At 43.3% G+C, this 23,492-nt stretch carries 19 protein-coding genes and 1 tRNA gene; 10 read left to right on the top strand and 10 right to left on the bottom strand.

Features of this window, described 5'->3' with window-relative positions:
- The first annotated feature begins 16 nt into the window (after nucleotides 1-16).
- Both QZW82_RS22600 and QZW82_RS22595 read left to right on the top strand, forming a co-directional pair.
- Nucleotides 17-586 (top strand): Uma2 family endonuclease, encoded by a 570-nt coding sequence (locus QZW82_RS22600; protein ID WP_293153169.1) that lies wholly within the window; start codon nucleotides 17-19, stop codon nucleotides 584-586.
- A gap of 165 nt (nucleotides 587-751) precedes the next feature.
- Entirely contained in the window at nucleotides 752-4,240 is a 3,489-nt protein-coding gene (locus QZW82_RS22595; protein ID WP_293153166.1) for a DNA methyltransferase, read from the top strand.
- Between the two features lie 128 nt (nucleotides 4,241-4,368).
- Here QZW82_RS22595 and QZW82_RS22590 read toward each other — a convergent pair whose 3' ends face one another.
- Nucleotides 4,369-5,007 carry a restriction endonuclease subunit R gene (locus QZW82_RS22590; protein ID WP_293153163.1) on the bottom strand — a complete coding sequence of 213 codons (639 nt, stop codon included), beginning with the start codon at nucleotides 5,005-5,007 and terminating at the stop codon, nucleotides 4,369-4,371.
- 477 nt (nucleotides 5,008-5,484) lie between these two features.
- Between QZW82_RS22590 and pds the strand changes: the two genes are divergently transcribed.
- Together pds and crtB are read left to right on the top strand one after the other, a co-directional pair.
- Nucleotides 5,485-6,858, top strand: coding sequence for a 15-cis-phytoene desaturase (gene pds, locus QZW82_RS22585; RefSeq protein WP_293153160.1), 1,374 nt, complete (start codon nucleotides 5,485-5,487; stop codon nucleotides 6,856-6,858).
- Nucleotides 6,859-7,066: 208 nt separating this feature from the next.
- Nucleotides 7,067-7,996 carry a 15-cis-phytoene synthase CrtB gene (crtB, locus tag QZW82_RS22580; RefSeq protein WP_293153157.1) on the top strand — a complete coding sequence of 310 codons (930 nt, stop codon included), beginning with the start codon at nucleotides 7,067-7,069 and terminating at the stop codon, nucleotides 7,994-7,996.
- 142 nt (nucleotides 7,997-8,138) lie between these two features.
- Here the strand turns inward: crtB and QZW82_RS22575 are convergent, their stop codons facing one another.
- The 8 genes from QZW82_RS22575 to QZW82_RS22540 form a co-directional block, all read right to left on the bottom strand.
- On the bottom strand, nucleotides 8,139-8,615 hold the full coding sequence (locus QZW82_RS22575; protein WP_293153154.1) for a hypothetical protein: 477 nt from the start codon (nucleotides 8,613-8,615) through the stop codon (nucleotides 8,139-8,141).
- A gap of 537 nt (nucleotides 8,616-9,152) precedes the next feature.
- Nucleotides 9,153-10,925, bottom strand: a complete 1,773-nt coding sequence (gene ureC / locus QZW82_RS22570; protein ID WP_293153151.1) for an urease subunit alpha — start codon at nucleotides 10,923-10,925, stop codon at nucleotides 9,153-9,155.
- A gap of 136 nt (nucleotides 10,926-11,061) precedes the next feature.
- Nucleotides 11,062-12,192, bottom strand: coding sequence for a glycosyltransferase family 61 protein (locus QZW82_RS22565; protein ID WP_293153148.1), 1,131 nt, complete (start codon nucleotides 12,190-12,192; stop codon nucleotides 11,062-11,064).
- A 468-nt stretch (nucleotides 12,193-12,660) separates the two neighbouring features.
- The gene (locus QZW82_RS22560; RefSeq protein ID WP_293153145.1) at nucleotides 12,661-12,972 is read right to left on the bottom strand and encodes an urease subunit beta; all 312 of its coding nucleotides are present in this window, start codon (nucleotides 12,970-12,972) and stop codon (nucleotides 12,661-12,663) included.
- A gap of 36 nt (nucleotides 12,973-13,008) precedes the next feature.
- On the bottom strand, nucleotides 13,009-13,311 hold the full coding sequence (gene ureA / locus QZW82_RS22555) for an urease subunit gamma (RefSeq protein WP_293153142.1): 303 nt from the start codon (nucleotides 13,309-13,311) through the stop codon (nucleotides 13,009-13,011).
- 316 nt (nucleotides 13,312-13,627) lie between these two features.
- Complete coding sequence (locus QZW82_RS22550) at nucleotides 13,628-14,515, bottom strand: urease accessory protein UreD (protein ID WP_293153139.1); 888 nt, start codon at nucleotides 14,513-14,515, stop codon at nucleotides 13,628-13,630.
- 64 nt (nucleotides 14,516-14,579) lie between these two features.
- On the bottom strand, nucleotides 14,580-15,905 hold the full coding sequence (locus QZW82_RS22545; RefSeq protein WP_293153136.1) for a photosystem II assembly protein: 1,326 nt from the start codon (nucleotides 15,903-15,905) through the stop codon (nucleotides 14,580-14,582).
- Nucleotides 15,898-16,821 (bottom strand): radical SAM protein, encoded by a 924-nt coding sequence (locus QZW82_RS22540; RefSeq protein WP_293153133.1) that lies wholly within the window; start codon nucleotides 16,819-16,821, stop codon nucleotides 15,898-15,900. Before QZW82_RS22540 ends, QZW82_RS22545 begins: the two co-directional genes overlap by 8 nt.
- Before the next feature lie 729 nt (nucleotides 16,822-17,550).
- Between QZW82_RS22540 and QZW82_RS22535 the strand changes: the two genes are divergently transcribed.
- Complete coding sequence (locus QZW82_RS22535) at nucleotides 17,551-19,326, top strand: ATP-binding protein (protein ID WP_293153130.1); 1,776 nt, start codon at nucleotides 17,551-17,553, stop codon at nucleotides 19,324-19,326.
- A 107-nt stretch (nucleotides 19,327-19,433) separates the two neighbouring features.
- On the opposite strand, the gene QZW82_RS22530 is transcribed toward QZW82_RS22535, so the two are convergent.
- Nucleotides 19,434-19,518, bottom strand: a tRNA-Leu gene (locus tag QZW82_RS22530).
- 199 nt (nucleotides 19,519-19,717) lie between these two features.
- Here QZW82_RS22530 and ndhL point away from each other — a divergent pair.
- From ndhL to QZW82_RS22505, 5 genes are all read left to right on the top strand, one after another.
- On the top strand, nucleotides 19,718-19,933 hold the full coding sequence (gene ndhL, locus QZW82_RS22525) for an NAD(P)H-quinone oxidoreductase subunit L (RefSeq protein WP_293153127.1): 216 nt from the start codon (nucleotides 19,718-19,720) through the stop codon (nucleotides 19,931-19,933).
- Entirely contained in the window at nucleotides 19,934-20,239 is a 306-nt protein-coding gene (locus tag QZW82_RS22520; protein WP_293153124.1) for a DUF3007 family protein, read from the top strand. It abuts the gene before it with no gap.
- Between the two features lie 354 nt (nucleotides 20,240-20,593).
- Nucleotides 20,594-20,782 (top strand): hypothetical protein, encoded by a 189-nt coding sequence (locus QZW82_RS22515; RefSeq protein ID WP_293153121.1) that lies wholly within the window; start codon nucleotides 20,594-20,596, stop codon nucleotides 20,780-20,782.
- The gene (gene trpA / locus QZW82_RS22510) at nucleotides 20,782-21,579 is read left to right on the top strand and encodes a tryptophan synthase subunit alpha (RefSeq protein ID WP_293153118.1); all 798 of its coding nucleotides are present in this window, start codon (nucleotides 20,782-20,784) and stop codon (nucleotides 21,577-21,579) included. The genes QZW82_RS22515 and trpA overlap by 1 nt, the downstream gene beginning before the upstream one ends.
- A gap of 713 nt (nucleotides 21,580-22,292) precedes the next feature.
- Entirely contained in the window at nucleotides 22,293-22,997 is a 705-nt protein-coding gene (locus tag QZW82_RS22505; protein ID WP_293153111.1) for a DUF6658 family protein, read from the top strand.
- Nucleotides 22,998-23,492 lie beyond the last annotated feature (495 nt).

Raw genomic sequence — 23,492 nt, 5'->3', positions numbered from 1 at the left:
GCTTTATTTTAAAATTATGACGCTATCAATTGAGCCTAAATCCAAGCTTTCTCTGGCAGCATTCTTGAATTTATCAGAAACCGAACCTGCGAGTGAATACATCAACGGTCAAATTTATCAAAAACCGATGCCTCAAGGAAAACATAGTCTGATTCAAACTGAATTTGCCTCAACGATTAATCAACAGGGTAAACCCAGAAAACTAGCTTTAGCTTTGACTGAGTTACGCTGCACATTTGGAGGACGTTCCTTAGTACCAGACATTGCTGTTTTTGAATGGCCTCGCATCCCTGTTGATGAAAATGGAGAAATTGCAAATCGATTTGAAAGTCATCCCGATTGGGTGATTGAAATCTTGTCACCAGAACAGTCTCCTAATCGTGTAATTAATAAGATTATTTTTTCGATTCAGCACCAAACTAAATTAGGTTTATTTATAGATCCTAACGATCGTTCTGTGATGGTATTTCAACCAAATCAGTTACCAGAAGTGAAATATGACACTGATATTATACCAGTTCTGAATGTGTTAGGCGATTGGCAATTACGAGTTGAAGATATTTTTAGTTTTTTACAAGTTAATTAATTCCGTCTTTCTGATTTATCGACTACGCCAAGAAACCGGGTCTTTTCCGAGATTAAGGATTATAAACCAGTATTCTCGCAAAAACCCGGTTTCTAACCACCCGCCCCCAATTCCCATAACATCCGTTACATCCGCTACAAAATCCGTTGCCGAACTTTCTTAACCATGCCACAAACACTCGAACAATCCCGTCAACTTCTCCAAGACTTTGAATTCAACAAACTATTCGTCCAACAACTCGGTTGGGATAATCCATCATCCCGCAAAACCATACCCGCAGAAATAGAAGGCGAGACTTATTCCCGAAAACAAATCGCCCAACTTTTAGGAGTAGTTGTATATGAAATTACTACCGCTATCGGTAACATTCCCAATGCAGCCAAAAGACTGACAATTTATCGCGAAATTGTCCAGATATCCCGCGAAAATATATTAATTTTTATTGATGCAAATCGGACTAAATCTCTTTGGTATTGGGTGAAGTGCGAAGGTACAAAACTTTATCCTCGCGATCATGTATATGTGAAACGGGAACCTTGCGATTTGCTGTTGAGTAAGGTGACAGCTTTAAAAGTTGAATTAGCAGAATTAGAAACGCTGTCGGTGATTGATGTCGCCCAAAGATTGCAGGCTGGATTGGATGTCGAACGAATTACTAAGAAGTTTTTTGAAGAGTTTAAACAGCAACACGTTGAATTTTTGAATGCGATTCGCGGCATTGACAAGGAGACAGATAGGCGCTGGTATACTTCAGTTTTACTCAACCGTTTGATGTTTGTTTATTTTTTGCAGCGCAAAGGGTTTATCGACAATGACAGATTGATGTATTTGCAGGAAAAGTTAGCCGAAAGCAAGCAGCGGGGAACGGATTTATTTTACTCGGAATTCTTGAAAACACTGTTTTTTGAGGGATTTGCTAAGCCACAACATGAACGAACTGTTCAGGTTGAAAGGCTGATTGGCAATATTAAATATTTGAATGGCGGACTGTTTCTGGAACATTCTATCGAACAGAATTATCCGAATATTTCTATACCTGATGTTGCTTTTGAGAAAATCTTAGATTTATTTGCGCGCTATTCTTGGAATCTCGACGATACGGTGGGCGGGAAGGAAAACGAAATTAATCCGGCAGTTTTGGGATACATCTTTGAGAAATACATTAACCAAAAAGCCTTTGGTGCTTATTATACCAGGCCGGAGATTACTGAATATTTGTGCGATCGCACTATCAACAAACTAATCCTCGATAAAGTCAACCAATCCCTCAACTCCTCCAACTCTTCCTCCCCCTCCCCCTCTTTCTCCCCCCTTAGCAAGGGGGGCCGGGGGGGTTCTTCTCATAAATTTGAAACCATCACCGAACTCCTCACCAATCTCGACGCAAATCTCTGCCGCCGCCTGCTAGAAGAAATCCTCCCAAACCTCACATTATTAGACCCAGCCTGCGGTTCCGGCGCGTTTTTAGTCGCAGCCATGAAAACGCTAATTTACATCTATTCAATCATCATCGGTACAAGCAAGTTTTTAACCGACCACCACCTCAACGACTTACTAAAAAACATCGAAACAGAGCATTCATCACTCAACTACTACATCAAAAAACGGATTATTAGCGACAATCTCTACGGCGTGGACATCATGCCCGAAGCAGTGGAAATTGCCAAACTGCGACTGTTTTTAGCCTTAGTTTCGGCCGCCCACGATGTCAGCGAATTGGAACCGCTGCCGAATATTGATTTTAACATCATGGCGGGGAATTCCTTAATTGGATTGATTCGGGTGGATGAAGAACGATTTGATTCTGTAGGAAATTCGCGCCAAGGTAATTTGCTGCAAATTTTAGCTTCTGCTAATTACAAAAAAATTTTAGCAGACAAGAATAAGTCGATTGATTTGTATAAAAAACACGCTTTTCAGTCCGGGAAACAGGAAGGAACTTCTCAAGAATCGCGATTATTGAATTTGCGGCAGCATATTGAAAAGTTAAACCAGGAATCGCAATTCAAGTTAAATCAGTTATTGTTTGATGAGTTTACCAGGCTGAAAATTAAGTATGAAGAAGTGCAGTTGGCGGGGAAACCGCAGAAACGAGTTTTAAGTATTGATGATATTGCAAAATTGCAACCGTTTCACTGGGGATATCACTTCGATAGAATTTTAGAACGGGGAGGTTTTGATGCGATTATTGCTAATCCACCTTGGGAAGTTTTTAAGCCAGATGCTAAGGAGTTTTTTGCTAATCATAGCAATTTAGTGACGAAAAAAAAGATGGATATTAAGAGCTTTGAAAAAGAGCAAAAGAAACTCTTGCAAGATTCTGAAGTTGCTAATGCTTGGTTGGAATATCAGAGCAATTTTCCCCACATTAGTGCTTACTATCGTTCAGCAGAACAGTATAAAAATCAGATTTCAATTGTCAATGGTAAAAAAGCAGGTACGGATATTAATCTCTACAAACTTTTTGTAGAGCAATGTTTTAATCTCTTACGCAGAGGTGGCGAGTGCGGGATTGTGATTCCCAGCGGCATTTACACTGACTTGGGTACGAAGCAACTGCGGGAAATGTTATTTAGTCAAACACAAGTCACGGGGTTATTTTGTTTAGAAAATCGTAAAACAATTTTTGAAGGGGTTCATAAGAGTTTCAAAATAGTTGTTCTTACTTTTGAGAAGGATGGGATAACAACTGAGTTTTCCTCTGCTTTTATGCGTCTTGATGTGGAGGAACTACAAAGGTTTCCTAATGCTGATAGCTTGCGAATTAGCGTTGAATTAGTGCGGAAGTTATCTCCTGACTCTCTGTCGGTGATGGAGTTTAAAAATGATGGAGATATTCGGATTGCTGAAAAAATGCTGCAATTTCCGTTACTTGGCGAACAGATTAAGGGGAAATGGAATTGTATACTACATCGCGAATTTGACAGGGGTAACAGAACTGATTTTTTTCAACTTCAAGCCACAAGCAATAGTCTACCACTTTTTGTAGGAAAAATGTTTCATCAATTCACTAAAACTGATGAATCTGCGCCATACTGGATCGAAGAAAAAATGGGGAGAAAAGAATTACTTGGAAATAATAAAGATTGCAATCAGATACTTGATTATCAATGCTATCGTTGGGTACATCGACGAATTGCTCGTAATACTGACTCGCGTACATTAATTACGACCATTGCTCCCAGCAGAGTGTTCTTTGATAATAATAGTACCAGTATCGATTTAGGTAAATCTAAAATTGGTCAAGCAGAAATGTTGGCTTTTTGTGCAATGTGTAACTCTTTTATTGTGGATTGGTTTCTCCGTCAAAAAGTGACTACAACTCTCAATATGTTCTACATATACCAACTTCCTGTCCCGCGATTAACATCAGGTGACAAATACTTCTCCGATATCGTACAGCGCGCCGCCAAACTGATCTGCACCACCCCAGAATTTGACGAATTAGCCCAAGAAGTCGGCTTAAACTCCCACCGAGAAGGCGTTAGCGATGAAACAGAACGCGCTAAATTGCGAGCCGAATTAGATGGCATCATCGCCCACCTTTACGGATTAACCGAAGCCGAATTTGCGTATATTTTGACTACTTTTCCGATCGTCCCCGAAACCGTGAAAGATGCAGCATTAGCAGCCTATCGCACCTTTGCGGTATAACTGGGGAACCTCCTGAAATCATCCATTTCAAGACTTATGCACTCCAACCAAAGAAACCGGGTTTTTTACTGAATCTGTGGGTGAAAACCAAAGACTTTCGGAAAAAAACCCGGTTTCTGATTCCCCGACTAAGCCAGATTACCCACATTCAACTCGCCGAGGCGCTTCAAAATACTCAGCACGGTGTACAACTCGTTCCCTGGATTTAAAAGGCAAAACTTCCGAGAAAAAGCGTACTGCGGTGTTTCCCCCTTAACTAATTTGACAAATAGAAAATCTGCCCCATTCATTAACAATCCGTAAGTAGGTCGATCGCTCTTCAGATTAGCTAACATATAAGCTAGCAACTGCGGAATCCCTACTTCCAAAGAGAACGCGGCTTTCTTGGACTCGATAACTACTACCCAAAACTCCTGAAACAAGGCTAAAACATCCAACTGTCCCCTGACAATCATTCCTTCATCTTCGTCAATAATTTCTACAGACTTTTCTGAAGTAACGTGAAAAGGAGCAAGATAAAAATCAGCCAAGTCTAATAATGGAGACAATACTACCATTTTGACTGTATTTTCTAGAAGCGGGGGATATTCTAGCAAATTTGTGTAACTGGCTTGCACTCTGTCTAATCGCTGTTTCTCAGCTTCTGAGATTTCTGGCAAATTATCCTGCCACTCGCGAAAGAATTGGTCATCTCTGACTAATTTAATTCCAAATTTTGTTCTCAAGTCGTACATCGTGACATTTCGAGCTTGAATTGTTTGTACCATAAACTTAATTGATTTATCAAAATTCATTCTTAGTTTATAATAACAAAACTTACTAAATTTTCGTCGATCGCGAATTACGCACACATACCAAAGAAACCGGGTTGTTTGGGGTTTTTGGATTGTGTTACCAAGTTTTCTGGCAAAAACCCGGTTTCTGAGTCCCCGCACCGGACACGGCAGTGCCCAAGGAGTGTCAACTTAAGCCTGAAAGCCTTGAGGAATCTAGTTCACAGCCGAGTCTAGATCCCCCTAAATCCCCCTTAAGAAGGGGGACTTTGAGAAGACTCCTGTCCCCCCCGACCTAAGGGGGGCTAGGGGGGATCTGGGCCTAGTCGTCAAACAACAGTCTCTGACAGGATTTGACGTTAAGTTGACACCAATGGGCAGTGCCGTATCCCTACAGATTGTTCCCAAAAAATGTAACGAGTTGTAAAGTATAATGAAAACGAAGCGAACACAGAGGCCAAGTAGTATCAAATGCGAGTTGCGATCGCCGGAGCAGGCTTAGCAGGACTTTCCTGCGCTAAATATCTTACCGATGCGGGTCACACCCCCATCCTCCTAGAAAGTCGGGACGTACTCGGCGGTAAAGTAGCCGCCTGGAAAGATGCAGACGGCGACTGGTACGAAACCGGCCTCCACATCTTCTTCGGTGCATACCCGAATATGCTCCAACTCTTCAAAGAACTTGACATTGAAGACAGGCTGCAATGGAAAGAACATTCCATGATTTTCAATCAGCCAGAAACTCCCGGAACCTATTCGCGGTTTGATTTTCCCGATATTCCGGCTCCGTTGAATGGCCTTGTGGCTATCCTCAGAAACAACGATATGCTCACCTGGGGTGAAAAAATCAGTTTCGGCATCGGCTTGATTCCGGCGATACTTCAAGGCCAGAAATACGTCGAAGAAATGGACAAATACTCTTTTTCAGACTGGCTGAAAAAGCAAAATGTCCCCCCCAGAGTCGAAAAAGAAGTATTCATCGCCATGTCCAAGGCGCTCAACTTCATCGATCCCCACGAAATATCTGCAACCATTCTGCTGACAGCCCTCAACCGCTTCTTGCAAGAGACAAAAGGCTCGAAAATGGCCTTTTTAGACGGTTCCCCTACGGAGAGGTTGTGTCAGCCGATGGTAGACTACATAACTGAACGCGGTGGCGAAGTCCGGCTGAATGCACCCATCAGAGAGTTTTTGCTCAATGATGACAACACGGTGCGCGGTTTCCAGATTGGCGGCGTCAAGGGGGCACAGTCAGAAATTCTGACGGCCGATACTTACGTTTCGGCGATGCCGGTTGACCCGCTGAAGTTGATGATGCCCAAACCTTGGGGCGAAATGGCTTATTTCAAAAAGCTCGAAGGTTTGGAGGGAGTACCGGTGATTAATGTACACTTGTGGTTCGATCGCAAGCTCACAGATATCGACCATTTGCTATTCTCGCGATCGCCCTTGCTGAGCGTCTACGCCGACATGAGCAACACCTGCCGCGAATATGCCAACCCAGACAAATCCATGCTGGAATTGGTACTCGCACCGGCAAAGGACTGGATAGGCAAATCCGACGAAGATATCGTCGCAGCCACAATGGTCGAGTTAGAAAAACTCTTTCCCGACCAAATCCCAGAACCCGCCAAGGTGCTCAAATATCACGTAGTCAAAACCCCACGTTCCGTCTACAAAGCCACCCCCGGACGCCAGGAATGCCGTCCCTCGCAAACAACTCCGATTAGCAATTTCTATCTAACGGGGGATTATACAATGCAGCGTTATCTTGCGAGTATGGAAGGTGCCGTGCTTTCTGGTAAGCTGACAGCGCAGGCTATTTCAACTGCCAATAAAAAATGAAAAATTAAGAATTTTTCATAAAGACTGGGGCTGACGCACGGGCGACCAGAAACCGGGTTTTTAGCCAAAATATTTGCTTAAAACCCTCAATCTCGGTTCAAAAACCCAGTTTCTTTGTTCAGATGCGTAAGTCCTCAAGACGTAAAAGAATCTCCTGTTGTCTCAACGGGGGAATGTCAGTTCTAATCTTTAAATTTCTTATTCTCGGATGCTGCAACTGTCAAAACTCCAGTGCATGAGAACTCTGGCCTCTTTGGATGAATCCTACGAACTGTGCCGCCAAGTCACAGCGAGTTATGCCAAAAATTTTTATTTAGGCACTCAACTCATGCCCGAAGCCAAGCGTCGGGCAATCTGGGCGATTTACGTCTGGTGCCGCCGCACCGACGAACTCGTAGACGGGCCTGGTTCTGAGGCTACGACCCCTGAAACGCTAAATTTGTGGGAAAAACGCCTAGAATCTGTGTTTGCGGGCCATCCCCACGATGATTATGACGTGGCTTTGGTGGATACGCTGTCTCGTTTCCCGATCGACATTCAGCCGTTTCGAGAGATGATTGCGGGCCAGCAAATGGACTTGTACCGCAGTCGCTACGAAACTTTTGAAGAGCTCAATCTTTACTGTTACCGAGTAGCCGGCACTGTCGGGCTGATGTCGATGTCTGTGATGGGCGTAGACGAATCCAACTCCGCTGCTAATTGGAATTGGCACTGGGGGAATAGAATTCCCAAAGAAGAAGCCGTCGCCCTCGGTATAGCCAAGCAGTTGACGAATATTCTGCGCGATGTGGGAGAAGACGCCCGCCGCGGCCGCATTTACATTCCCTTAGAAGACTTAGCGCTGTTTAACTACACTGAGGAAGACTTATTCAACGGTGTAATTGACAACCGCTGGCGGGAATTGATGCGCTTTCAAATTCAGCGAGCTCGCAAATTATACGCCAGCGCCGAACCGGGAATTAAAGTGCTGAGTCCCGATATCCGCTGGACAGTTTGGGCTGCGACAATGCTGTACAGTAAGATCTTAAATGCGATCGAGCGCAATCAGTACGATGTGTTTCAGAAGCGGGCCTACGTTACCAATTCTCAGAAACTGCTGTGTCTCCCCGCCGCTTGGTTGAAGTCAAAAGTGCTTTAGCAGCGGGCAATTTGGCTGGCGATTCGGCAAGGGGTAAGGGCTATTTGTCAAGTTACAAATTTTATGATGTCCAGCAAATTGCAAATGAGATTTGTAGGGACGCGGCACTGCCGTGTCCTTAACTGTTTTGTGTTAATCTAAATCAAATTGGTGGTGCAGTGGGTGAATTTTTCAATTGGGCGATCGTACTTTCGAGCAATTCCTTTTCCTGTTGTAGTTTGGCCTCTAAATTTTGAATTTGTTCGCGGCGGGCTTCAACTTCGATAAAGCGGCGAGACAACTCTTGACTTTGCAAGGTGAGAGATTGCCGCCACCCTTCCGCCTTCTGGGCTTCTTCCTGCAAAAAATCGGGAGTAAAGCCTGTTGTTAAATACTTCTGAACTAATTCTAGCACCCAGTTTGTAGCCGTTTGAATATGCAAAATCTTGCTATTTTCGCCAATATCTGCTAATACTAGCATCCCTTCATTTACAACATTTCGATCGCAATCTGGCGGTAGCGTCAAAACAGTTTCTTGAAAAACCATAGCCCATGTCTCATCAGAATTTTGACAAGCCAGCAATTGCAGACTTATCTCATCTGAAATTTCCTTTTTTTGTATTTGGGCTAAATATAGCATAAGCTTAATTGGTAATTGGTAATTGTAATTGGTAATTCATAATTTGCCGTGTTAGAACAATTTGTTATCTTATTAAACCAAATTTGTAGGGGCGGGTTCACCAACAATTTACGGTAAAAATGAATAATTTCATAAACCCGCCCCCGCGCCACCCACAATACAAATCTACCATCATTTATTGCGAAATGTTCATGTAAATAATCGCGGGGCTGGGGCAGGTTTAGAAGATTGTTTGTGACTTTCTTAGATGGTTGGTGAACCCGCCCCTACGGGATTTTGGAATTGTTTTGATGAGGCTATTGAAACCAAATTTGTAGGGGCGGGTTCACCAACAATTTACGGTAAAAATGAATAATTTCACAAACCCGCCCCCGCCCGACAAACAATACAACTGTACCATAATTTATTGGTAAAATGTTCATGTAAATAATCGCAGGTATGGGGCAGGTTTATGAGATGGTTTGTGGATTTCATAGATGGTTTGTGAAGCCGCCCCTACAGGATTTTGGGATTGTTTTGATGAAGCTGCACAACCCATCAAAACAGAAAATATCTCTGCGCCATTGGCAAAACAGTTGCCGGTTCGCAAGTCAACAATTGTCCATCCGCCCTCACTTCATAGGTTTCTGGATCGACTTCCACGTGCGGCAAATAATCGTTGAGTTTCATATCTCTTTTACTAATCTGCCGTGTCCCGGAAACTGCTACAGTTGGCTTTTGTAAACCGAGCTGTGCTGCAATGTCTCGATCGCGCGCCACCTGCGAAACAAACGTCAAACAAGTCGCCCCAATCGCCCCCCCAAAGCTGCCAAACATCGGCCGCATATGCACCGGCTGCGGCGTCGGAATGCTCGCATTAGCGTCTCCCATCTGCCCGTAGGCGATCGCACCACCCTTAATTACCAACTCCGGTTTCACCCCAAAAAACGCCGGCCGCCACAAACACAAATCCGCCAACTTACCCTCTTCCACCGAACCCACATACTGACTAATTCCGTGAGTAATCGCCGGATTAATTGTATATTTTGCAATATACCGCTTCGCCCGAAAATTATCATTTCCTCCCTCTATTCCCCCCCCTTGGTAAGGGGGGGTTAGGGGGGGTAAATTCCCCCCTTGGTAAGGGGGGGCTAGGGGGGGTAAATTCCCCCTTTGCACCTTCATCTTATGCGCCGTTTGCCAAGTCCGAATAATCACTTCTCCAACTCTTCCCATGGCCTGAGAATCAGAAGAAATCATACTAAAAGCACCCAAATCGTGCAAAATATCCTCAGCAGCAATAGTTTCCCTTCTAATTCTCGACTCAGCAAAAGCCACATCCTCAGGAATCCCCCGATCCAAATGGTGGCAAACCATCAACATATCTAAATGTTCTTCCAAAGTGTTGACAGTATAAGGGCGAGTCGGATTAGTAGACGAAGGCAAAACATTAGCTTGGCCGCACACTTTAATAATATCCGGTGCGTGTCCGCCGCCAGCACCTTCTGTGTGGTAAGTGTGAATAGCCCGATTTTTAAACGCAGCAATTGTAGCTTCCACAAATCCCGCTTCATTCAGAGTATCTGTGTGAATTGCCACCTGCACGTCGTACTCCTCAGCTACATTCAAACAATTGTCGATCGTTGCTGGCGTAGTTCCCCAATCTTCATGAAGCTTCAAACCCATTGCACCGGCCAAAACTTGCTCGACTAAACCTTGAGGTTGACTGCTATTTCCCTTACCTAAAAATCCCAGATTCACCGGGAAAGCATCGGCGGCTTGCAGCATTCTGTACATATGCCAAGGCCCCGGAGTGCAAGTTGTAGCGTTTGTACCCGTTGCTGGGCCAGTGCCGCCGCCGATCATGGTAGTGACTCCAGAGGCGATCGCCACTTCGATTTGTTGCGGGCAAATAAAATGAATGTGAGTATCAACTCCCCCCGCCGTCAGAATCATTCCCTCACCAGCAATTACTTCCGTTCCGGGCCCGATAATAATATCTATCCTATCTTGAATGTAAGGATTTCCGGCTTTCCCAATTTTAAAAATTTTGCCATCTTTAATCCCAATATCTGCCTTGACAATACCCCACCAATCCAATATCAAGGCATTAGTAATTACCGTATCAACAGCACCATCAGCATTAGAAATAGGCGACTGTCCCATGCCATCGCGAATGACTTTACCGCCGCCAAACTTAACTTCATCCCCGTAGGTTGTGAAATCTTGCTCAACTTCTATGAATAACTCAGTATCAGCTAACCGCACGCGATCGCCCGTTGTCGGCCCGAAGGTTTCCGCGTAAGCGCGACGATCCATTCTGTAACTCATGCTTTCTCCTAATATAAATAATTTTTTAGTTGGCAGTTGAGGCTCGCTTAAATTATACTATGCCCAGAGTTACTCAATCTAAGTTAGCAAATATTTACAATATTTGTGCGATCGCCCCATTTGTCGATTTGTAAATTCATTCCAGCATTTTCTTGACTTCCCTTCTCAAAACCTCCACATCCACCGTCATATCCACGCTAATTAAACTCCAATCTTCCGAATCGTCGCTGTTATCAACCATACGGGAGTATTCTAATCCCAATATCTGGGAAATGTAATAGAAAAACGGCGGCGTGTACCCGCCATAAAAGCATTCCAATACTTTCGTTCCAGGCTGACACCACAACAAATTTGTAAAACCAGCGCCGTGAGGGCCAACAACCACCGCTGCTTCTGCAAACAGGCGAATTTGTTCATCCACAGTGCGCGAGATATCTTCCAAAATTTCAAAATCAAACTCTTTCAACACCTCTCGTACTTGTGCCTCATTTTTAACCTGGCGCCGCCCGCTTCTAGAAAGATACAATTTTCTGTAAGGCTTGACATTTTCCTTAATACAGAATTTATTCCGCAAAAGCTCTATATCGTAAGGACTGGGGAAATACCAATCTTGATTGTTTCCTAATACTAAACTTTCTGCATGATATGCTGTATCTCCAGCCCGAGAGTCGATTAGCGAGCTTTTAGGAATACCGAGTTTTGTCAGAAAATCTAATTCAAAATCTGTATAACGCAAAGGATAACAAATTTTGGCTTCTTGCCAAATCTCCTTACCTAAAGCCTCCTCAATCCTACAAAGTTTTGCCAGTACAAAAATTACATAATCGTAATAACTGCACCACAAATGCGACCAAGGAGCAACTACCAGCGGATACGTAATTTGGTGGGGTTTATAAGGCCATTCCAGAATACCCGCGCCGCTAATCCGAAAATCTAGGTCTAACAGCAATTTGTGATTTAGCAGCGTGTTTCCAGACGTACAAATAGTTAGAGCCTCTACTTGTTTATTCACGGAAATTTTCCACACATAATCCGGGTCAAAAGACACGGTTTTTTCTGTGGTAAAAAACCGAGAAGGTACTCCATTTACTGAAGTTAATGCAGGTATGTTGACAGGTTCGTGCTGCTGTTTGTAAACGATGCTGTTATCTAATAATTTGATGCTGGTACGCCGATCTAACGGGGTTCTCCAGATACGCCTCGACGTTGCAAGCAAACTCTGCTTCAACATCTGTTTGATCTGGTCAACTAATTTTGGATTCATCATGCGCTTTTGCTGTGTATGTTTGCGGTTTTGAATACCAATATCGATCGCAAACTGCCGATTTTAACTCGCTCAAAAGTCTGAGGTTTCACTAACAAAAGAAAGGCATTTATACACTTATGCAGAGAATTTTTTTGACATTGCTTTGTCACTCTCCAGGGGTAGTGCTGTTCAACAGTTGACAGTTGGCAGTTGACAGTTGACCGAAGGAGAGCGACCTCTACCTAGAAGGAAGAGAATTGGAGTAATGAATAGTCTGATTTTAATTTCTCCCGATCGGGGAGAGGCTTTCAACCAATTCTTTCTGGTAAGTGATACCATTTTGATTTTAGCTTTTCCATAGGATGACCGAGCGCGATCCTGGTTGGGATTGCGAGGTTAAAGTTGCATTATTTTAACTGGGATGAGTTTTAAGTTAACAAATTCCCAATTCAACATTCAACACTTGCAAACGATTTTCTGCTTTCATACTTAACCTTCCAGATGACCGTTCACTTTTCCATTAAAGCCGTAGACTTGACGGCTACCCACAAACGGTACTAATTGAATTTCTCTTTCATCTCCCGGCTCAAATCTCACTGCTGTACCTGCGGGGATATCCAACCGCATTCCTTTTGCTTGTTCTCGTTCAAATTCTAAGGCTTCGTTCGCTTCGTAAAAGTGATAGTGAGAACCAACTTGAATGGGCCTGTCACCCGTATTTGCAACCAGCAACCGCACTGTTGGGCGATCGGCATTTAGCTCAATTTCACCGTCTGAAACAATCATTTCTCCCGGAATCATATCTGTCTCCTGCGAGTCTGTGGGTTTAAATATTATTTAACGAATTGGATCGTGCACTGTCACCAACTTAGTTCCGTCGGGAAAAGTCGCCTCAACTTGCACCTCATGCACCATTTCCGGTATGCCTTCCATCACATCTTCCCGCGTCAGGAGAGTTGTCCCGTAACTCATTAAATCTGCGACGGTGAGGCCATCTCTTGCTCCTTCTAAGATCGCTGCGGAAATGTAGGCTAGTGCTTCTGGATAGTTTAATTTTAAACCTCTGTGTTTGCGACGCTCTGCTAGCAGGGCGGCGGTGAAAATCAGCAGTTTGTCTTTTTCTTGGGGGGTGAGTTGCATTTTTATTCTTTTAAGTGCGATCGCATTATTTATTCAAGTTCAACTATCAGCGGTGGCAAATCATCGGTAATTACATCCCATGACTCAAGATAGTGTTAACATCTGGTTTGTGTCAAGGTGATTTATCCTTTTGTTTTTGGACTTTAGCAAAGAACCGAAAACGACTTTTTGCCGATCGCATATTTCTGACTTAAATCGGCTATATTTGTCATGACGAATGTCAATCGCAAGAATTTGTCTGTCGGGTACTGGGGGCGGGTATTGCATTTGATGTGTTGCAGCGGAAACAGAAACTAGGTGAAACTAAAATAGAATGCTATTTTATCCAAACTCTGGGCAAACAGCAAGGGCGTCCTGAAAAAGACAAGCGCAGCAATTGCCAAATGGCGACAAACCAGTCTCTGGCGGCAGCGGTGGACGAACCGCGATATCGGCACAGCAAACCGTTGGGAATGCGAGTAACGCCGGCAGCAGAATTAACGGCTACAGATCCGGAATAAATTGTATCTTCGCACCGCAAAGCTCGCACTTTTTCCAGCATCTGGGCTGTGACTGGTTCGCCGATCCAAGCGAGGGTAGCAACTACGGGTTTTCCTGCTAAGCCGTGAGCGCTTTCGAGCATTTCGCCCCCACCTTTGAGCCATTGTCTGTCAATCCACAGAGGGCTGTTTTTTTGCCAGATTTCGGTGTGCGATCGCCATTCTCCAGACAAGAACTTTTCGCCCCTAGCACTGCGTCCGAACCGCGTAATTTCCCACAGCAAAATACTGGCTTGCGGTGCTAATTCTACCCGTAAATCTTGTCGGTAAATTGCGCCGTCAAAAACGATGGTTTCCTGGGGAAGCCATTCCAAATGAGCGCCAGTATCTAGTTGAATGTCAATATCTTGTTGCGCTAACTGTCCGCTGCTGCGATAAATTTTACCAGCCGCAGCGGTGGTGATTAAGGCTTTGGCGTTTTCTTGGAGGTGGAAATTGAGCGAAAGGCGATCGCCCCCGACAACTCCCCCAGCCGTGTGCAAAATTACGCTGTGACAAACCTCTTTCCCTTCAGGATAAAACGGACGCTGCACCTTGAGGGGCGCTTGCATTTGATTGTGAATAATTTGAGTGGCGCCGGAGCGGTTTGCGTAGGCTAAATTGAGGCAGCCGTGCCAACCATTTTGAAATTTATTTGTAGGTTTGTCAGTCGAATTTAGAAGCACAGATTTTTCTAATTGAAATTAAAATTGAAACTTATTTGGTCAAGATTTGTGAGACTTGTTTTCTTTATTTAAAATTATTTTTTGCCAATATCACATAGTCGTCAAGTTTATAATTTAAGTCATAATGTAACTTAAAATGCTGGCGAAAAAGCGGACTGATAAATTGCTGGAGAGGTAAACTTTCTCTAGCAAATTTTGCAAAGTTAGGAAGGGATTTCCTGCTATCAGTTGCACTTAAATATTTATACCAAACTAAGTTCAACCCCAGATCGTCAACAAATTGTTTTACTACGCTTAACTCCTGTCCGTCATCATCAATTTGACGAATATTGTAAGGTTTAATCAACTTTTTTTCTTGAATAATTAGCAAAACATAACCAGAATCTGTCAGGCAGTTCGTAAATATATCCTTATAAATTCGATGGGATTTTTCTCTTCTATCCTCATCGTTAAAAAAACAGTGAGAAATTACAATAAAATCAAAAAAGTTTTGAGGAATTTTTCTAGATTGACTTTCACCATCAAAGATACTAGAAGTGTCAAACCGAAAGTAAGCATTGATCGCGTGGGGTTCCATATATTGCCGCCAAAATTGGAGTCCGCGATATTGAAAAGCTTTTTGCTGTTCCAAAGAGTAATAGGATATGTGCATTGGCGGTATTAAACAAAAGTCGTTAATAGTTTGCAGGAACAAACCTAATCCGTAGGCAACTGTCCCCGGCCCTGCGGCAATATCAAGGATATTGACTTTAGTTGGTAATAATCCTGCTTTGTAAATGAGAAACCAAGCTAGATATGCACAATAGACGTTATCTAGGAAATACCTCATTAAATAGATGTGAGGACTTAGCTCAAAACTGTATTGAGGATCTTGTCCTTCTTTGAGTTTTTGTATATCGTCAATAGCTTGTTGAAGTAAAGAATCAAAATTTGTTTTTTTCCGACTCAAATTATTCAGCTCATTTTTGATGAAACCAGCCAAATGTTGTTCAAACTTATCAAATACTTTTTCATAAATCCCTGTGCATTGAATCATGCTGGCATCGCATTCTTTAAGCTTGAAACTTTGTGAAATAACTTCAATAAATTGTGTATCCGGAGTCAATAAGCTTAAGTCATCAATATCTCCGGGAAAGGCATCAATTTTTCCGAACCCCAGTTCCATTTCTAACTCTGCTAAACGCCGATCGCCTTCTTGGAGGCGGTTATTTTTTTGTTGCAGTAATTTTTCAAGCTGTAGCCATTCTTTATATAGTTTCTCCTGCCACGATAATTTTGCCCCTGAATTTTGTATTTCTTTTAACAGTTTTTGGGCAAGTCGATTATTTTGACTCTTAACGGCTTGGTTAAACTTTTGAGAACGCCACCAGTTAGCTACCAAATTATTCATAGCCAAATCCCTCTTTGCCTTCCATGATTTCAACATCCGGGAGCATCGCCTTGAGTTTATTTTTAAACTTGCGATAACTCTGCTGTTCGCTATTGTACCACCAAGCGTACTTTTGTTTAAGAGCTAATGCTTCTGAGCGCGTTGACGCAATTAGCGATCGCTCGTTGCTGGCATGAAAATCTTGAATCACTACCCGATCGACAACTTCTAGCTTGCTAATAAAATTACCTTCATCTTCTGGTAGGGTAGGTAGTAGTGGGGTCACAGTTATAGAAAATCTGACTTCGCAATTTTCTTGATAAGGAAAGCTGTATTTCAGTTTGGCAATAGCTTTAAGTCTTGCAGTAATACTCGGCGATTTTGGTTCAAAATCTTTCCGCACTTTTTCGCTACCAGTTGGAATGCTCATGTTGATTCGCAATCGCTGGAATTGCTGTAAAATATCGATATCTCTAGTTATCATAGGACTGCGAGTTTGGATAACCAGCGTCGGCTGATAGGGAACCATGACTTCTAACAAATGCCGAGTTAGTTGTTCTTTCGATTCAATTGGCTGATACGGATCTGTGACACTACTCATGTAAATTGTCGGTGGGCGATCGGGGTTTTTCTTGTGCCAACGTTCTAACTCTTTCTTAAGAATTGCCACTGCATTTTGCTTGATAATTACCCAATTTCCCCAATCATCTCGCATCTGTGAATTCGGGCTGAAAGCAGCAGCATAACAATAGCTGCATCCGTACTGACAGCCCCGATAAGGATTTAGCGTGAAATCGTAAGCACTGATAAATCCAGTAGCTTTGTTAAGCACTGATTGTGCATTTTGTGCATACACTTTGGCATTCCCGAAGTTTTCCCTGAGTGCGAAAGTGTGTTTTTTGCCGACGGAATATCCCTCATACTGAGACTTTACCATGATTACACGTGCTCCACGATTAAAAGAGAAAATGTTTAGGGATGAGAAATGCGATGGTGTTTCGATTTTACTATTTTATAGTACCGAAGTAAAAAAAGTTGCCAAAACAGTGGGGAATTACTCAATTTTATAATAAGTTTTTTGAAGAAACAACTAGCTAACTTTATAAACTGTATTTTAAGGTCGATCGCCAATGTGATGCAAGCTTATGGATTTACTGACAGCGACGATATTTTCGCAAAATTGCTGAAATCCCACCTAGAACTGGCAAAAAAAACCGGAAGAACCCGTAGTTAGAGCTTGTATCCTTAACTAAGTAAGTGAAAATACTGTAGCTTTTTTTATGATTTTTGTAAAGTTGCGTATAATCACATAAATTGTTGATACAGATCACAAACACTTTTGTCTAAGAACAGAGATAATTAAGGCGTTATGGGGTAAATCGCGTCGGCTGGCAGCTCAAATAGCAATTGATCTGGCAAATTCAATAGAAAGATTAGTTTGACATTTTGTACTCAACTAACTGTCAGCCTAGAAAACGAAAAAGTTAAAAATCCGAAAAATTATCGTATCTCCCTATCGTTTTTTTAGGGAGTAGAATACGAAGTATTATAATTTTTCAACAAATCTACTGATTAACTGAGAAATACAGGTTTATGCTGTTTCTCGATATTGCAAAAAATTGTGCAGGATGTCAACTACTCCTGATTTGTTTGGGAGGAACTTTCGATGTTATTATTGACCGACACTCAGCCCCAAGATAGCAAAGTAGAGCCAGCAAACTCTGCTCAGAAAAAATTGTTACACCATAGATTTATTAATTTAAACTGGCTAAGGGAACGATTCAACCATTTGCGGATCGGCCAAAAAATCAGCTATGGCTATGCTTTGGCTATCGGCATAGCGATTTTGGGAACGGGTGCGGGCCTGAAAGTGGGAGACTACTTTCGCAAGCAAGCTTTAATTCAGGTAAATGTTGCTCAACAACAACAGCAACTGTTGCAAAATTTGCAAAATAGCATATTTGAAGCCCGATCGCACGCAGCGAGATTCCCGGCAGTTTTGGGAAACACGGTGTGGCTGCAATACGAACACGATCGGTTTGTCCAGCAAATCAATCAGGCGAAAATCCTGATTGCGGAAATACAATTTTTTGCGCTCAAAAATCCCGACTGGCTAGCAAGACAAGAGAAAGATTTGCAGTCAATATTGCCAAGGTATGCGATGGTGATCGATTATTACGATCGGCTAACTAAACTGCAATTAAAAGAAGCCGAAGTGTGGCATTTGGAAGCTAACCGCATCGAGTCGGCACAGCTACAATTGTTGAGAAATCGCAGCGGCGAAGAGGCGATCGTACTAGATACACTTTCCGACCATTTAACCCAATTAATTGCTACCGTAGAAATTCAAAAACTGCAAGGGGTAGAAGCATTAGAAGAAGCTGAAAGTTTGCGAAACCGAATTATTCTCGGGAGTATGGTAATTTCCGGACTCCTCGCCGTGTTACTGGCGGACAAAACGAGCCGCGCCATTGCCCAACCCCTCGAAAGCGTGACTAACGTAGCCCAGCAAGTAGCCCGCGAATCTAATTTTAACCTGCAAGTACCAGTCACAACTGAAGACGAAATCGGAGTTTTAGCGGCTTCTTTCAATGAATTGATTCAGCGAGTTAGCGATTATACACAAGAACTAAAAGAAACTCAATCCCAATTAATTCAGACTGAAAAAATGTCGTCTCTCGGTCAAATGGTGGCAGGGATCGCCCACGAAATCAACAATCCCGTCAACTTCATCGGTGGTAACATTGACCATGCTAATAGATACATCCAAGATTTGGCAGACTTGGTAACTCTCTATCAAGCATACTATCCCAACCCACCGGATGAAATTAAAGACTGCATCGAAGACATTGAATTGGACTTTCTCAGCAAAGATTTGCCAAAAACGCTTGCTTCGATGAAAATGGGAGCCGATCGCATTCGCGAAATTGTCGTATCCATGCGTAACTTTTCCCGTTTAGACGACGGTTACATGAAACCTGCGGACATTCACGAAGGAATAGACAGCACCCTGATAATTCTCAATCACCGACTCAAACAAGGTATCGAAGTTATTAAAGAATACGCTAATTTGCCTTTGGTTGAGTGCTATGGAGCGCAACTGAATCAAGTATTTATGAACGTACTCGGCAATGCAATTGATGCGCTGGAGGAGCTAAAAAAGGCAGACAGAGCGTTTTCACCAACGATTTGGATCTGCACGGAAGTTACGGCAGATAATGCTATCACTGTCAAGATTCGGGATAATGGGCCGGGAATTACCGCAGCCACTGCCCAACAGATATTTGACCCGTTTTTTACTACAAAGTCGATCGGCAAAGGCACTGGATTGGGATTGGCTATTTCCTATCAAATCGTTGCCAAGCATCAAGGCAAAATTGAGATGAATTCTCAAATTGGAGATGGTACGGAATTTGTGATTACTTTGCCAGTTGCAGCCTAATATTGCACGTGGCGCCGTCGTGTTTGTTTGCTCCCGAAGGCTCGATCGCGGGGACAGCACTCGTTCGCTCCGGAGGGTTCGATCGCGCTTTCTCAACTTAAATTTAATGGGGGTGGAGGGACTTGAACCCACACGACCGTTTCGGGTCAACGGATTTTAAGTCCGTAGCGTCTACCATTCCGCCACACCCCCTTTCGTGAAGCTGCTGCTGTGGTTTTGACCCACTGACAACAACAGCCTTTTATTCTACACGCAAAACCCTAAATAGCGCAACCCCTAATTGAAAAATTCTCAAAAGTCGCGCTGTATCTCCCCAAGCGGTACAATAGTTAACCAGCTAGCTGAGCGTGTCAACCGACTTACCCTGTTATTATTCCCTTAAAGCAAATCTATGTATATTACCTTGCTGCTTTACGCCGTCTTGGGAGGAGCTTACCTCCTGGTAGTACCCGCGGGCACCTACGCTTACCTGAACAGTCGCTGGTACGTGGCCTCCTCTTTTGAGCGTGGCTTCATGTACTTCTTGATGTTCTTCTTTTTCCCTGGTATGTTTCTCCTCGCTCCTTTTTTGAATTTTCGCCCCAAACGGCGGCAGATAGAAGCCTAAATGCGACGTATTGACGTAATTGGAATCAGTCTAGGCTTTTTTGTAGCAGGTGGGTTGGCCTACTTGGTGCTACAATTCGCCGGACTCGACAGCATGAATGCTGGGATTTGGAGTCAGTTATTTTTGATAGCTGGCTTGATTGGCTGGCTGGTGACTTATTTGTTTCGAGCGCTTACTCAAAAGATGACTTACAGTCAGCAACTGCAAGAGTACAAAGAGGCTGTTTTGCAGAAGCGCCTCGATGAACTCACTCCTGAAGAGTTAGCCAAACTTCAAGCCGAAATTGAGCAGGAAAAAGATAGTTAGTCTGTGGTTAGTTGTCAGTTGTCAGTTGTCATACCAATTTTTTATAAGGCTGCTCCCAAATTCGGATCCCCCCTAACCCCCCTTGATAAGGGGGGGACAAGATTCCTATCAAAGTCCCCGCAACGATTCGGGGGATGCGAGGGGGATCGAGATATGTGCAACTTCATATTAAATTGGTATCAGTGGTTAGTGATTAGTTGTTAGTTGTTAGTTGTTAGTTGTCATATCATGTCCGGTCGAGCGACCTCGATTTTTGTAGGGGCCCGTGAGCCAACAATACCAGCCAATAATTGACAATCTCAAAAACCTGCCCCGACCGGGATATTATGGTTAATCAATCGGACATGATATTAGTTGTTATTAGCTAATACCAACTGCCAACAACCAACTACCAAGAATCAACTGCGAAGAATCAACTGCGAAGAATCAACTGCGAAGAATCAACTGCCAACAACCAACTACCAAGAATCAACTGCGAAGAATCAACTGCGAAGAATCAACTGCCAACAACCAACTGCCAACAACCAACTGCCAACTGCCTAATGACTATTTCTCATTGTTTTGAAACGTTGCGAAAAAGCAACCAGTGTGGATTAATTCCTTTTATTACTGCTGGCGATCCAGATTTGGAGACAACGGCTAAAGCGCTACAAGTTTTGGATGATAACGGTGCAGATGCGATCGAGCTTGGCGTACCTTATTCCGATCCCCTAGCTGACGGGCCGGTGATTCAAGCTGCTGCTACGAGGGCGCTACAGCGGGGGACGCGGTTAGATTCGGTGCTGGAAATGGTAGCGAGAGTTAGTCCGAATTTGCGATCGCCCATCATTCTCTTCGCATACTACAACCCGATTTTGTACCGAGGTATCGAAACCTTCTTGCAGGAAATCAAAAGTGCTGGAGTTCAGGGATTGCTTGTACCAGACTTGCCCTTAGAAGAAGCTGACAGCCTCATCCAACCTGCCAACAAATTAGGGATTGAACTCACCTTATTAGTTGCTCCCACAAGTCCCAAAAGTCGGATAGAAGCGATCGCTCGCGCGTCTCAAGGATTTATTTACTTAGTCAGCGTGATGGGGGTGACAGGAGTGCGGGAAGGCTTAGATACGCGAGCAAAAGAGTTGCTGCAAGAAATCCGCAGCATCACCGACAAACCCATCGGCGTCGGCTTTGGTATCTCGAAACCCGAACACGCCCGTCAAGTCAAAGAATGGGGTGCAGATGCTGCGATTGTTGGTAGTGCTTTTGTCAAACGCTTGGCCCAAGGAACTCCAGAAGAGGGTTTAGAGGCGATCGGCGAATTCTGCAAGAGTCTAAAAACAGCTATTCAAAATGATTAGTAACTGTGCAGATACTTTCCGCCATTAGACAGATGTGGGCGATCGGCACGTGCGGCGACAATTGCCATTAAAGACCTTGTTGTACTTGAGATCGTACACCCATTTCCTTCTGGTTCCTGACCGGAAGGTTTTTTTAGCTCCCAAAGCGCAAAACAGTTCAACTACAGTATTCCTGTCGCGATCGCCGCTATATGTATAGATGACTTGCGGCGGTAATAGAACTCTTGAACAGTTGACAGTTGTAGGGGTACTGTCCCCGTTATAGCCCTCTTAGTTGACAGTTTGAGAGCAACCTATACCCTTAAGTCAGAGGATTGGAGCAATCAATAGTATGATTTTAATTTCTCCCTTAAAGGGAGAGGCTTTCAACCAATTCTTTTGGGTAAAAAAAGCTTTTTACTATCATTTAGCTGGGAGCATCTCAGTTTTGCATTTGTAGTGCGAGCTCTTAAGATCGCACTGAAAGAAAAATGCTTTTTGAAAAAATGAGATGCTCCCATTTAGCTGCTCTGGCGACTATAACTAAAGCTTTTGTTATTGCTTCTAGTATGACTTAAGGAATGTAACTTCAGATAGATGAAAAACTTCTGTTTGTCTTCGTATATTTAAACAAGTGTTTGAGTGCTTAATGTTTGTAATGGTAGCCACCTATAGAACCACCAGGCATTTAAACATATTCCCAAAAATAAGTCACCATAGAAAGGAGCATTTTTATGAACAGACTAACTGCATTTCTGAAAAAAATTCGAGCTGTACAAATTTTAACAGTGTTTCTCGCCGGCATTTTAGTATTTGTGAGCACTGCCTGCAAGGGATCTGATGTCATAGCCGGAAAAACTGCCGACCAAATTAGAAAAGAAGTGCCTTCAGAGGCTGTAACTTCCGTATACAAAGGCGGTCAGAATCAATACAGCGATGACGATCCCAGAAACCCAAGGGTTGTAGGAGTAGAAGCAAAAGCTAAACTTCTTAAAGAGGAAGCCCAGGGCCGCATCGAAACCAAATCTAGTAGCAATGTGCGTGAAAATATCCGGCGGGTAGCAGATGACGCGCCGAACAAACTCGACCAAATTGGCGAGAAGATGAATGACAATGTTCGTACCGCTCAGCAGAAAGCTGATGAGTTTGGTGACAAAACAAAACAAGGCTTTGCTAATCTTAAGGAAAATACTCGCGAAGGCTTGAAGGGAGCAAAAGGGATTGTTAAAGAAGCCACCGAGGGAGCAAAAGAAAGAGCTGCTGAGGGTACTGAGTCGCTGAGATATAATGTCAGCGAAGGCAAAGAAAATGTCAAAGATGCAGCGCGAAATGTAAAATACAACGCTGAAGATGCCTCGGACAAGGTTCGCGCAAAAGTAAATCGAGATATTGACAGAACTCAACGAGCTGCTGAAAGAGCGGTAGACGCGATCGAGTAATTTGAAATAAAGCTGTTTCCGTATATCAAAGCAGCAGTCAGACAGGGGCTAAAACTCCTGTCTGACTTCACATATGCGTAAAGAATGACCATAATAATACCATTTAGAAAAAATGTTGCTACAATAAAATTGTTGGGTTTGTTTCGTTGACCCAATGTGTAATATCGTTTCCGGTTGCATCAGAATGATTTAACCGCGAAGGCGCAAAGGACGCAAAGGAAGAGAAGAGAGAGATTAATACAGGACGATGAAGGGCGGATTTGATATAAGGTGCGTCGCTATTAGATTTTCACTCTTTTTTAGAGATTGTCGATGGATCCACACCTTACATATACTGTTGACTGTTAACTGTTAACTAATAACTAATAACGTAATTGCTCAACTAGGGGAAAAAATGGAGCCATCAATAGAGAGAGCTTGTTGAATAGATTGATAAGCAGTTAAACCCTGACGCTTGCCAGTATTAACAACCGAACGAACTGCTGCAAACAAATC

This window comes from Microcoleus sp. bin48.metabat.b7b8b9.023 (assembly GCF_013299185.1).
In the GTDB taxonomy this organism is placed as follows: Bacteria; Cyanobacteriota; Cyanobacteriia; order Cyanobacteriales; family Microcoleaceae; genus Microcoleus.
The sequence above is the reverse complement of the archived record's forward strand: the minus strand, read 5'-3'. Positions and strand labels throughout refer to the sequence as shown.